This window comes from Arthrospira sp. PCC 9901 (genome assembly GCF_059013425.1).
Window position 1 is genome coordinate 4,066,685 of record NZ_CP102296.1, and the last position, 13,250, is coordinate 4,079,934.

Annotated in this window: 11 protein-coding genes; 2 read left to right on the forward strand and 9 right to left on the reverse strand. The window is 45.3% G+C overall.

The genetic code is table 11. The annotated features are described in order from the left end of the window. Window positions 1-232: 232 nt before the first annotated feature. Window positions 233-541: a hypothetical protein gene (locus NLZ44_RS18140; protein ID WP_493750679.1), complete on the reverse strand. Its 309-nt coding sequence runs from the start codon at window positions 539-541 to the stop codon at window positions 233-235. A 275-nt stretch (window positions 542-816) separates the two neighbouring features. On the opposite strand from NLZ44_RS18140, the gene NLZ44_RS18145 reads away from it, so the two are divergent. After that, on the forward strand, window positions 817-1,260 hold the full coding sequence (locus tag NLZ44_RS18145) for a retroviral-like aspartic protease family protein (RefSeq protein WP_493750680.1): 444 nt from the start codon (window positions 817-819) through the stop codon (window positions 1,258-1,260). An 857-nt stretch (window positions 1,261-2,117) separates the two neighbouring features. Here NLZ44_RS18145 and minE read toward each other — a convergent pair. The 7 genes from minE to NLZ44_RS18180 form a co-directional block, all read right to left on the reverse strand. Then, window positions 2,118-2,402 (reverse strand): cell division topological specificity factor MinE, encoded by a 285-nt coding sequence (minE, locus tag NLZ44_RS18150; protein WP_493750681.1) that lies wholly within the window; start codon window positions 2,400-2,402, stop codon window positions 2,118-2,120. 148 nt (window positions 2,403-2,550) lie between these two features. After that, window positions 2,551-3,357, reverse strand: coding sequence for a septum site-determining protein MinD (gene minD, locus NLZ44_RS18155; RefSeq protein ID WP_006670760.1), 807 nt, complete (start codon window positions 3,355-3,357; stop codon window positions 2,551-2,553). Window positions 3,358-3,464: 107 nt separating this feature from the next. Then, window positions 3,465-4,322 (reverse strand): septum site-determining protein MinC, encoded by an 858-nt coding sequence (gene minC, locus NLZ44_RS18160; RefSeq protein WP_493750682.1) that lies wholly within the window; start codon window positions 4,320-4,322, stop codon window positions 3,465-3,467. A gap of 288 nt (window positions 4,323-4,610) precedes the next feature. Then, window positions 4,611-6,338, reverse strand: coding sequence for a succinate dehydrogenase/fumarate reductase flavoprotein subunit (locus NLZ44_RS18165; protein WP_493750683.1), 1,728 nt, complete (start codon window positions 6,336-6,338; stop codon window positions 4,611-4,613). Window positions 6,339-6,446: 108 nt separating this feature from the next. Next, the gene (locus tag NLZ44_RS18170) at window positions 6,447-6,758 is read right to left on the reverse strand and encodes a hypothetical protein (RefSeq protein WP_493750684.1); all 312 of its coding nucleotides are present in this window, start codon (window positions 6,756-6,758) and stop codon (window positions 6,447-6,449) included. Window positions 6,759-6,902: 144 nt separating this feature from the next. Next, window positions 6,903-9,206 carry a penicillin-binding protein 1C gene (gene pbpC / locus NLZ44_RS18175; RefSeq protein WP_493750685.1) on the reverse strand — a complete coding sequence of 768 codons (2,304 nt, stop codon included), beginning with the start codon at window positions 9,204-9,206 and terminating at the stop codon, window positions 6,903-6,905. 334 nt (window positions 9,207-9,540) lie between these two features. After that, window positions 9,541-10,563, reverse strand: a complete 1,023-nt coding sequence (locus NLZ44_RS18180; RefSeq protein ID WP_493750686.1) for an adenosine deaminase — start codon at window positions 10,561-10,563, stop codon at window positions 9,541-9,543. 158 nt (window positions 10,564-10,721) lie between these two features. Here NLZ44_RS18180 and NLZ44_RS18185 point away from each other — a divergent pair, with 158 nt between their 5' ends. Further along, entirely contained in the window at window positions 10,722-12,038 is a 1,317-nt protein-coding gene (locus NLZ44_RS18185) for a four-carbon acid sugar kinase family protein (protein WP_008049783.1), read from the forward strand. Between the two features lie 8 nt (window positions 12,039-12,046). Here NLZ44_RS18185 and NLZ44_RS18190 read toward each other — a convergent pair whose 3' ends face one another. Beyond that, window positions 12,047-12,811 carry a response regulator transcription factor gene (locus tag NLZ44_RS18190; RefSeq protein ID WP_493750687.1) on the reverse strand — a complete coding sequence of 255 codons (765 nt, stop codon included), beginning with the start codon at window positions 12,809-12,811 and terminating at the stop codon, window positions 12,047-12,049. Window positions 12,812-13,250 lie beyond the last annotated feature (439 nt).

The following is a 13,250-nucleotide window of genomic DNA, read 5'->3' on the forward strand; positions in this document are numbered from 1 at the left end:
GTGGGCGGGGTTGCTTTTTGTCTTTGACTATGCTATTATTCTATACAATGGGAATATTAGCAATTTTTTTGTTTAAGCTAACACAATATTATACAGCGATATGTCAATATCATAGCATTAACTCTGGGTGGTTGTCAACCCCTGGGGGCTTTTTTTGGGAGGGTCGCCCTAAAGGTTTCTAGGAGAAGGTGACAGAGGGGGGTCGCCCCAGGTCATCAATGCTAGGTCGGGGTCATCCTCGAAGGCTTCCGGGGAAAAGTGACCCGGCGATTGTGGCCATTGTCCGATAAGAGAGTCCAAAGGCGATCGCCCTCTTTTTGGAAGTGAAACCCGGCCGCCCGGAGGATGTTTGAATGGCCTCCAAGTCCCCCGGGTGAAACTGACAACCCATAATCGATCGCATTTTTCCATGATTATGCAACAGGAGACCCAACCCGGCGGCGACCCGGCGAATGAGTGCGCTGGCGAAAAATCCCGACTGGCGATCGTACTGACTACAGTTTTCCCAAGCTGGAATATAAAAGTCGATAAAATTAATCATTAATAATTGATAATTTTATAGTAGGTAATATAACTCCCCCAAAAAAGCCGATTTCCAGAAACCCGGTTTCTGATCCCGCTAACTAATTAATAATTTTACATGAGCAACCCCGTTTGTGTCTGGGCTGGGTTGGCTTTCTTGTGCTAAACTGGTGATGAAACTGGCAAAAACCCGGTTTCTGAGTTGAAGGTGATCATGAGACTCCATGGCTTTGGAAATCCCACCTCTGCTCAAAAATTAGTCATAATTGAGGTAGAGTAGCAGGAGGTACAATCATGTCAAATCCCACCGAAAAGACCATGGGCCGAATTATCACGACTTTAACCATAACGAACCGGATCGACCAAGCCAATGCCAGACAAGGTTTGATTCCAGTCGAACAAGTGCGATCGCTAACTTTAAATAATGTTCTGGTGGATACAGGAGCTACGACATTATGCCTTCCTTCCAATGCGATCGCCCAATTAGGTTTAGAATTACTAAAAGAAGTTGATGTAGCCACGGCTAACGGATTCAGTAAAGCCAGAGTTTTCCGAGACGCTAGTATTTCCCTATTGGGTAGAGAAGGAACTTTTGAATGCTTAGAATTACCTGGAGGACGCGAGCCGCTTTTGGGGGTTTTGCCTTTGGAAGCATTAGGAATCGAACTAGATTTGAAAAATCAGCAATTAAAGCTATTACCCGAAACCTCAATGGACACTTATTTAACTATTTTGTAATTGAAAGCGATCGCTTGGATAATTAATAATTAATAATTAATAATTAATAATTGTAGGATCGGGTTCTGCGAATACCTCTCCTCCTCACGAACTCCCCTAAATCAGGTGGATTGGGTTGATTTTCTGGCAGTTATTAAGTTAAACTGGTAATATCGCTCAATCAATTTATTCTGTGATGGCAATGGTTACACTTCAAATTGAAAACTTGCCTGATGAATTATACTATCTAATTCAAAATATTGCCTCTGAAAATAATCTTACTGTTAATAAGGCAGTTTATTTATTGTAGCGTTAGGCGGCGACCAACTTGAGATTTTTACGAAAATTTACCAATCCGCCGTAACGCACCAATATTTAGCCAAAAAGGTGCGTTACGTTGGGAATAGAGATGGTTAATTGGAGGCAGAAATTTACCCCCAACTAACGCTACCAAAGACTTGAGATTTTTACGAAAATTTACCAATCCGCCGTAACGCACCAATATTTAGCCAAAAAGGTGCGTTACGTTGGGAATAGAGATGGTTAATTGGAGGCAGAAATTTACCCCCAACTAACGCTACCAAAGACTCAATGGACACTTATTTAACTATTTTGTAATGGCAAGCGATCGCTTTGAGAATTAATAATTAATAATTAATAATTGTAGGGTCGGGTTCTGCGAATACCTCTCCTCCCAACGAACTCCCAGAAACCCGGTTTCTCAAAGAAACTCCGTTTCATAATAGGCTAGATGTCTAATGTTGGCTGATAATATACCACTTTTTCCTTAATTGGCAGCACCCGCCGCCGGTTGACTAAAGCCTCCCACTCCGGGTCGGTTTGACACCACAAAAAAGCCTTCTCCTGGGAATGCCAGTTTAGGAGTCCGGCGCGACGGTTTTTCTCACTCGTCTGATCGGAAGGTTAGCTATCAAAATAGTCGATCTTTGGTCGCTTTCTAACCCAAATTCTGAGTCATCTGTATCAATTTCCACATACCTAGATACCACCTCCAAAATCTCCCGCCGCATGGCTTCTATAACTTCGGGAGATAAATCAGCGCGATCGTGGGCGAGAACTAATTTTAACCGTTGTTTCACCGCTTCACGACTGTTAGGCCTGTTGCGGTTCAAAAATTTGTCGATAAATTCATTAATTTTCATTGCTGTTGCCAGATGATCGATCAGTGGATCAAAACCTATACCTGGGCGATAAATACCTCGATGATACAATACTCCGCACGTCCCTAGTAACCTCTTGAGAAGGACCCCAGACCCCTACCGCCCCGGCTATGAGTTATTCAAAGGGTTACTACATAATCTTAGACGACAACAGCCTACGCAGTCGCGCAAAAAAACCAGGAGGCGCTGGGTCTAACTCCATAAACGGCACTTTTTCCCCCTCCAGGCGGCGGGCAATATTATTAAAGGCTGTCACCGCCGGAGAAATAGTTTCCGTTAATACCAAAGGTTCACCCTTGTTAGTCGAAACAATTACCTGTTCATCATCGGGAACTACGCCCACCAGCGGAATGGCTAGAATTTCCTCGACATCCTGAACCGACATCATATCATTAGCTTTTACCATCCCCGGTTTAATCCGGTTGATCAGCAGCCGTATCCGCTTGATACCATTCGCCTCCAATAAGCCAATCACACGATCGCCATCTCGCACGGCTGATATTTCCGGTGTCGTTACCACAATAGCCTCACTGGCGGCGGCGATCGCATTTTGGAAACCCTGTTCAATACCCGCCGGACAGTCAATCAAAATATACTCATATTTCGGACTCAACTGGCTGATCAACTCCTTCATTTGTTCCGGCGTTACCGCATCCTTCATCCGATTTTGAGCCGCTGGTAACAATACTAACCGGGGTTGGCGCTTGTCTTTCACTAAAGCCTGTTCCAGACGACACTCCCCTGATAGGACTTCCACCGCCGTATATACAATGCGGTTTTCCAGTCCCAGCAGCAAGTCTAAATTTCTCAAACCAAAGTCAGCATCAATCACCACAACTGAGTGTCCTCGTTGGGCGAGAGCCATGCCAAGATTGGCTGTAGAGGTAGTTTTTCCGACTCCTCCCTTTCCAGAGGTGACAACTATAATGCGACTCATGGGGGTTCTTAGTTGGTTAACAGTTATTAATATTAACGATCGCTACATGGGCAACAAATGCGATCGGATGATAGCAGATTCCCTAGCCATATCCAACAGCAATAGTATTACAGGCTGGCATCACTAGAGGCTTTGCTGATTTGCCAGAGTTTCACTCGCCCCAATTCCGTAGCCCGGCTAATACGGATGCCTTTCGCCGTCATATAAGCTACTTCCGGGTAAAATTCCTCCGGCGGGTTTTCCGGACCCCGCGCCACCTGATCCCCTATGCGGATCAGCATCGGTTCCATTTGCAAGGCCATAATCATGGTTTGCAGGTTCCCCTTAGCCCCAGCATGGACGGTTCCCCGCAAACGACCCCAAATGATTATATCCCCATTAGCAACTATGGAACTACCTGGGTTAACATCTCCCAAAACTACCACCGTCCCCGGATGACGTATTTCTACCCCCGATCGCAAAGTCATCTTTAAGTATAGCGGTTCAGCCTCTACTGTAGTCCTTTCCCTTTCCTTTTGGTTTAAATGGTCGCGATCCGATTCGCGATCGACTGAATATCCCGCCGTCGCCGCCGCTACGGCTGTTTGCGCCCTACCTGTTCTTACCCGCTTTAGCTCTAATTTCGCCGATGTCAGGATATCTCTAATATCCTGCAATTGACGACTATCTAACAGCCTATTTTGGCTGACCAGATGCACTTCTAGCCCCTCTTCCCAGCTATGTTCCTCCCCTGTGATCCGATGTTTCATCACCTGCAACAAATCCCCCCAACTACTACTGTTGGAGTTCTCAGAGCGATCGCCTTCCTCTGGTAAAATCAGCAGTAAATTCTCACCCTCCCGTTTAAACCGGATTTGGGAATTACCATCACTCTGCCCCAATCCCTTTGCCGTTTCTTCGGCGGTTTCTTCGGCGGTTTCTTCGGCGGTTTCTTCGGCGGTTTCTTCTAAGTTTTCTTCAGACATAATAATTGGTTAAGCGCATTCTTCACCGGGAACTGTTTACCCGAAATCATCACCAATCACCCACTTTCCACTATCCCATCCCAAATGTCAAGATTTCAGAAACCCGGTTTCTGGGAAGTCAGCTTGTGTTCACAGTGGCGGGTGTATTAATCTTTTCCGTGGGAGGCGAGGTATACCGGAACCCCGTAGGCGATCGCCTTTCCCTGACCGATATCTTGAATTATCAATTAAATTTTCTCCCCTGTAAAAGTCTTCTTTGGTCACAGGGGAGATGATAATTTGAGTGATTTAATACTTGCGTTCCTGGGGTTCAAACATAGTAATAGCCACAGGACGATAAGCCAAATCAATGCCAGCCTGGGAATAGTAAGCAAGAGTATGCTTGAGGAAATTCTGGTCATTGCGGGTAGTATAATCCTCGCGACTGTGAGCCCCCCGACTCTCGCGACGGTTGAGGGCAGAAGTCAAAATCATCTCACCCACAATCATAATATTCCGTAATTCCAAGGCTTCAATAACTTCTGTATTCCACAATTTACCCCGGTCATCCAAATAAATATTTTGGTAACGTTCACGGCATAGCTGAAGCTGATTTAAGCCCTCCTGCATGACATCTTCAGTGCGAAAAACTCCACAATGCAAAGTCATAGCATCCTGAAATTCTTGTCGAAGTTGACCAATGCGACAGTCCCCCGACTTATCCAGTAATTCCTGTACCTGATTTTTAGCTTCTTGGAGGTAGTGCGACTCGTTGACATTTGGCAATTTACGGTTTTGTACAAATTGTGCGATCGCCGCCCCCGTCCGCTTCCCATAAACCACACACTCCAACAGAGAATTACTACCCAAACGGTTAGCCCCATGGACAGACACACAAGCCGCCTCACCCGCAGCAAATAACCCATCTACCAAACTATCAGCACTAGCGAGAACCCGACCATCAGTATTAGTGGGAATACCCCCCATAGAATAGTGAACCGTAGGACGCACAGGCATAGGTTCAACCACCGCATCAACCCCCACCAAACGATGGGCTTCTTCCCAACAGAAAGGAATGCGACTCATAATTTTTTCCCGCCCCATGTGTCGCAAGTCCAGATACACAAACGGGCCGCCCGCAGTGCCATCACGATTAATACCCCGTCCGGCACGAATTTCTAACGTAATTGCCCTAGAAGTAATATCACGGGGGGCTAACTCCATTTTACCGGGGGCGTAATTTTTCATAAAGCGATCGCCCTCACTATTAATCAAATAAGCCCCTTCACCGCGTACCGCCTCAGAAATTAACACACCCACCGGATAAAGGCCTGTCGGGTGAAACTGGACAAACTCCATATCCTGTAACGGTATCCCCGCCAAAGCCGACATAGCCAAGCCATCCCCCGTAGAGGCAAAATCATTAGAAGTAGTGTTAAAAGCCCGACCATAGCCACCCGTAGCGAACATCACCGCCTTAGCCCTAGCCACTTGGATAGTACCATCGAGGATATTATACATCACCACACCTTTCGCTTCCCCTTCTTCCAGAATCAGGCGCATTACATACCACTCATCATAGATATGCACACCGTAGCGACGCAGGTTATTAACTAACTCGTGGAGGATAGCGTGTCCAGTTTTATCAGCCGCGTAGCAAGTGCGGCGGTGGGTATGACCACCAAAAGCCCGTTGGGCGATACGACCGTCCGGGAGGCGCGAAAACAAAACCCCCATGTGTTCCAGGTCAATAATTACATCTGGGGCCTCTTTCGCCAGAATTTCCACAGCGTCTTGGTCTGCTAGGTAGTCTGACCCTTTCACCGTATCAAAGGCGTGGGCTTCCCAGGTATCTTCAGGGTCAACATTATTGAGAGTCGCCGCGATACCTCCTTGGGCTGCTACAGAGTGAGACCTAATGGGGTGCGTTTTAGCTATAACAGCAATATTTAGGCTGGGGTCAGTCCGGGCTATCTCAACGGCCGCGCGACTTCCCGCTAAACCACCACCAACGATAATTACATCATGTTCTAGCATAGTCCTCTAGTTTGTTCGATATTTGCACATATTCCATAGTTAAACAAAAAAAAACCTCCCTGCCAAAAGGCAAGGAAGTCTTTAGGGTTGACTGACTGCTATGGTGTCTTAACTGGTAGCTTGCGCTGGCTGTTCAGATCCCTTAATTTCCTGATCTGTTGCTGTTTCTGAGTTGATGTCTGTGGGCATGACTTCGATATGGTTTAACAAGGTGGTAACGAAGGCAAACAGCAGAAACGGCAGCGATAGCACTACAATCAGTCCTAGCATGGTGAAGGCAAAAATTTGCTGAGAACTACTCCACAAGGCGAGGGAGGAGGCTAGGGCGATGAAAATGACGATCAGCCAAATCATGATTTGACCGTAAATGTCGCCATAGGTAAGGGTACAGTTGATCCGGTATTTCTTTAACTTTTCCATCTCAGTTAATCTCGTGACTTATAAAATTCTAGGCTAAGGCTAAGATGAGGTTTTGGAACATTTCTCAATATTTTCACAAAAGTTGTAATTAAACTTTACATTCCCTCGGCTGGCTTCGGTTTGGGGTCGGTTCGGCAGCCCCTGTCAATCTTCACCTATGGAAAAACCCCGCCGATACGGTTTGACTTCGGCTTCCCTCACTTGAAAATTAATGCGATCGCTCATATTTTCACGGGTGACTACTTTCAGGGTAAAATCTCCGATTTCTGGCTGCCAAAATATTGATTTGCTGGTGGTTGTGGCTATCTTATTATCATTAATAAACCATTGGATTTCTTGATTGTCAACTCCCGCAACTTTCAACTCTAGGGGCGAATCATGACCCGCAGTGACCAGGAAATAATCATTATTTTGAGGTAAAACAATCCTCAGTTTTCCTGAACTTAAATGAGGCGATTCCTGTTGCGATAACCACTCATTATATGCGGCGGGTAACTCCCCCGTCACAGACAGGTTATCATAATCCTTAATATCCTCTGGATAGAAATATTCTAACACAATCCCTGAGCCACAATCATCAGTGGGTTTCCATCCCGTATGGCTACAAATCGGCAATTCAAATAATCCCTCTGGCGGCGGGAAATTATCCGGTTTTTTGTTTCTATGAAGATACATCATAATCTGATTCCATAACGGCGCAGCCCCCATGACACCCGAAATATTTTGCATCGGCTGAGAGTCGAAATTTCCCACCCAAGTTGCGACGGTGTAATCAGTAGTAAATCCCACCGTCCAAGTATCTCGATAATCAGAAGAAGTCCCTGTTTTTACGGCTACCGGAAAGGGTAAATTTAACACGGAATCAACTCCAAAGGCTGTAGCCCTAGCATGGGAGTCCGCCAGCATATTTACAATTAATTCCCAACTGGTGGCTGTGTCTATTTGCATACATTCCTGTTTACACGGGGGCGCAATTTCTGGTATAATTGTAGTCACCAATGGCGTGAACTTTCCCCGGTTCGCAAAAGTTAAATAAGCCTGGGCTAATTCCCAAAGACTCACCTCGCCACTACCTAAACTTAACCCAAGTCCATAATGTTCCGGTTCTCGGTCAAGGTGGGTAAAACCTAGTTGATGTAAACGTGATAAAAACTCACCTACACCGACTTTTTCTAAAACTCGCACAGCCGGAATATTTAAGGAATTACCTAACGCAATTCGTACCCGCACAGGTCCTAAAAAGGTTTCACTATAATCAACGGGTGCATACAGTTTAGCACCGGGAATAGGATAATATGTGGGTACGTCTGGGAGTATGGTATTCGGTCGGATAATTCCTTGGGCGATCGCTAATTGATATAAAAATGGTTTCAGGGTTGAACCCGGCTGTCGCCAGGCTTGAACTCCATCATTTGAACCTAAATTTTGCCAGTTAAAATAATCAGGAGAACCTACATACGCTAAAACTTCCCCCGTATGATTATTAATCACTATAGCCGCCCCATGATTAACATTTTGACCCCCTAAAGCCGTCACGACATGACGGACTTGGGTTTCTACAAATTGCTGGAGAGTCCGGTCTAAAGTTGTCCTAATTTTGGGGCTGGTAATTTCTGCCTTTGACAGTTGACTAGCTACCCAAAATAAAAAATGAGGCGCGGCGATAATACCCTGTTCCCGAGGTGCAATTCTCAGAGTTTCTCGATAGGCGCGATCGCTTTTTTCTGGGGTTATATACCCATCTTCTACCATGCGATATAAAACATATTTTTGCCGCTGTTTCAGTCCCTCCCAATTGAAATAAGGATTTAGATCCGTTGGATCGTTGGGAAGTCCCGCTAAGACACTCGCTTGCGATAAACTTAGGTCAGAAGCACCTATACCAAAATAAGTCCGCGCCGCCACTTCCACACCATACAGGTTACCACCCATAGGAATACGGTTAATATAAGCTGCTAGAATTTCGTCTCGGTTCATTCCAGCAAATAGTCGCCAAGATAACCAAATTTCTCTGATTTTGTGCGGGAGAGTATTGGGTGAGGGTTCTAACATTCGCGCTAGTTGCATGGTAATAGTAGACGCGCCACTAACTATCTCTCTGGCTTGTATGGCTTCCATGACCGCCCTCACGATCGCTATTATATCTACAGCACCATGTTGATAATATCGCTTATCTTCTGCTGCAATAATGGCTTGGATAAAATACGGGGAAACTTCCTTTAAGGGGACTACAGCCGTATGACTTTGGTCTTGGCTGAGAATTGTTCCTAATGCTAAACCTTGGCGATCGCTAAATTCCATCGATACCGAATTTTGACGGATATCTTTCGCCCTAATTGGTATTGAATAAGGAATGCTTCTAATTAACACCACTAGCAGCAACATCACTGCTACAACTTTCACACACCTACTACGCCGCAGAATAACCACATCTGGCCATTTTAACATTCTCTTTGTCCCCTTCCTTCAACAACTCTATTTATCCATATTCATTCATGCGATCGCCTAATCTTCCCGCCGTGTTGATTTATTATTCAATTTTTAAAAAATTGTTCCGACAAATTAGCGCCAACAGGTTGACAAGCACCCAGAACTAATGATATTATATTGACATACTCTTAAATAATTGAGTTTTTGCTTAAGTAAAAATTTACCGAATATTCCCATTATCTAAAATGATAGCACAAACTTCACCAAAAAACCACCACCCCCTCCAGAAAAAAAATTTCACAACATTTCTTAATTTTTCGTTACAAAAGTTAACATAACCTTCTATAGATAATTAACAGGGGAACCCGCCGCCACAATTATATAGATTATTGTCGATGTCGGCTAAATACTTATCTTTTTCGGCTTGACTGAGAAAGGAAGCGATAAAAGAATTTTTCGCCAACTGTATCAGTTGAGAATTAGTGAAATGCAAAGCCTCTTGAACAGCGAGATAATTTTCGTTAATATAGCCCCCAAAATAAGCGGGGTCGTCCGAATTGATAGTCACACATAAACCCAACTCCAGCAATTTTTTAATATTATGGGATTTGATGTCAGGAAATACCCTCAACTTAACATTAGATAAAGGGCAGACAGTTAAGGGGATTTGTTGCTGTACCAAATAAGCAACCAATTCCGGGTCTTCTGTACAGCGCACACCGTGATCAATCCGGGAGACCTGTAAGAGATTAATGGCTTCCCAAATATAATCAGCGCCGGCTTCTTCTCCCCCATGGGCGACAGTTAAAAACCCCTCAGATTTGGCTTTATCAAATACCTGTTTAAATTTACGAGGAGGATTGTGCAATTCCGCCGAATCTAAACCGACAGCCATAATGCCATCTTGATAAGGTAAGGCTTGTTCAAGGGTATTCATGGCAGCTTCTGGGCTTAAATCTCGGAGGAAACAAAGAATCAGGTAGGAGGAGATATTTAGATAGGTTTTGGCATCTTGTAGGGCGGAGTGTATCCCCTGGTATACGACGGAGAAATCAATACCGCGATCGCTATGAGTTTGGGGGTCAAAAAAGATTTCGGTGTGGCGGACATTCTGCTGAACGCATTTTTGTAAATAAGCCCAGGTTAAATCATAAAAATCCTGGTCAGTGCGGAGAACATTAGCGCCCTGATAATATAAATCCAGAAAGGATTGTAAATTGGAGAAGTGATAGGATGGTTGCACATCCGCCACTGACGCGACAGGTAAAGATAGATGGTTTCTTTGAGCGAGGTCAAACATCATCTGTGGTTCTAAAGTCCCTTCGATGTGAAGATGTAGTTCGGCTTTGGGAAGACTATAAATAAACTGATTCATCTGGCGATCATCCTACAACCTGTTGACTGTCAATGATAACTGGAAAGCCATTAACAAATTTGTATGGGCTGTAGATTAAAGTTACCATTAATGGTAAGGTGGTCAGAGAGTCCTACGGTCTGACTCAATCTTTCTCTTGTTACTTCCACACTAAAGCAATGGCACCTAAAATTATAGTTCTGGATGATGACCCCACCGGTTCCCAAACGGTTCATAGTTGTCTGTTATTGACACAATGGGACGTAGAAACCTTACGGCTGGGACTTAGTGACCAGTCTCCGATATTCTTTATCTTAACTAATACCAGAGCATTAACCCCAGAAGCAGCAGCCACAGTTACACGAGAAGTTACCCATAATCTGAAAATAGCGATCGCCGCCGAGTCTATCGAAGACTTTTTAGTGGTGAGTCGGTCTGACTCCACCCTACGGGGTCACTACCCCATAGAAACCGATGTGATCGCCGAAGAATTAGGCCCCTTTGACGCTCATTTTTTAGTTCCCGCTTTCTTTGAAGGGGGACGGATAACCAGAGGGGGAACCCACTACCTGAAAATAGACGGCGTTGATACCCCTGTACACCAAACGGAATTTGCTCGCGATTCAGTATTCAGCTACCATTATTCCTACCTACCCGATTATGTAGAGGAAAAGACCCAAGGACGCATTAAAGCCGAAGCTGTGCAACTTTTCACATTGGGGGACATTCGCAACGGGACCCTAGACCGACTGATGCAACTCAGTGATAACCAATGTGTGGGAGTTGACGGGGAAACCCAAAGCGACCTAGACCAATTCGCCTCGGATATCCTAGCCGCCGCCAGTAAGGGAAAACGTTTCTTATTCCGCAGCGCCGCCAGTATCCTCACCTCCCTAGCCTCCCTGGGTCCCCAACCATTACCACCGGAGTCTATGGGGAAATATACCCGAAATAATCAACCGGGAGTGGTGTTGATGGGTTCCCATGTGAAAAAATCTACCCAACAGCTTGAACAGTTATTGAAAGAACCAGATATCGTGGGGGTTGAGGTAGATGTGTCTCACCTGTTAGATGATAGTCCCTCCCTACGTCAAGAGTTACTCAGCCAAATTAGCGATCGCATTGCTCAAATCCATAAACAGGGTCAAACCCCTGTAGTGTACACCTCTCGCCAAGAAATCACCTTTGACAATACCCAAGTCCGGTTAGAATTTGGGGCGGCGGTTTCAGATTTGTTAATGGATATTGTCCGGGGTTTACCAAAAGATATTGGATTTTTGATTAGCAAGGGAGGCATCACCTCCAATGATGTCCTTAGTAAAGGTCTAAGCCTCCCCACCGCGCGACTCTTGGGACAGGTTATGGCTGGTTGTTCAATGGTGAAAACCCCCGCATCACATACCCAATTCCCTAATCTTCCCGTTGTCCTGTTTCCAGGTAATGTGGGTGATGCTAACGGGTTAGTCACTGTCTATCAACGACTCAAAAACCATTGATTGAGGTGCTACACCTGGGCTGATTCATCAGATAGATCAGTCTCTCCCACCTCTGATGAGTTTTTGCCGTTACCTGCTGGAAGTTCCAAACAGTAACCAGCACCATAAACGGTTTTGATGTAGCGAGGATGACGTGGATCGGGTTCCATTTTGGTGCGTAAATGGCGAATATGAACCCGGATAGTTTCGATATCATCGTCCGGGTCATAGCCCCAAACTTCCTTGAGAATTTCACTGGGGGCTACGGTTTGACCGTGACGTTGTAGCAAACAGTGCAATAACTCAAATTCTAGGTGAGTTAGTTTGACTGTCTGATCAAACCAGATCGCCTCGAACCTTTCGGGAACTAGGGTAAGAACTCCATAACTGAGGATCTCGCTGTGTTTAGCCGCTTGCGGAATGCGATCAGTGCGTCGCAATAGCGCGCGGACACGAGCCAGCATTTCTTCGAGTTCAAAGGGTTTAGTTAAATAATCATCAGCCCCGGCGTTAAAGCCTTCCACTTTATCTTGGGTTTGTCCCAAAGCTGTCAACATCAAAACCGGGATATCTCCGGTGCGTTCATCTCGGCGTAGACGCTGACAGACGGTGAACCCATCGACTTTGGGCAGCATTAGGTCTAAAATAATCAGGTCGGGCAGTAGTTGCAGTGCTAGTGCTTGTCCTACTATACCATCAGGGGCTAGGGTGACTTCATAACCAGCCATCTCTAGGTTAATCGCCACCAGCTCTGCGATCGCGGGATCATCATCAATCACTAAAATTCGGGGCATTGTCCAAAACTCTGTCTAAAGGTTTTCAGCTTTAACCGCCTATAGGGACTAATCCTTCCCTTCCAGGGAGGCTATGCGAACAGCAAAACTGCCTATACATTCTACCATATATGGGTATTTCACACCTCCCGCTTGAGTTTGATTCACTATGGCCAGCCCTAAACACTATAAATGCTAAAAAACCTCACCAAATTAAATGTGAACTCCTAGTTTATTATTGAGAAATTCTGACCCAAATGCTTTACATTGCACCCAAGTATTGATAAACTCGGAATAGTCGGAGCATGATGCAGCATAGATGTTTGACGGTGGACGTGAAGTACATGGCCTCTATATTTTGGTTTTAAAAAGGCGATTTGTACGCGACAATAGTCCTCTTGCAGCATTCTGTTGAACAAAAATAGCGACGCCCGAACCCAACCTCGCCGAACGGCAGGTG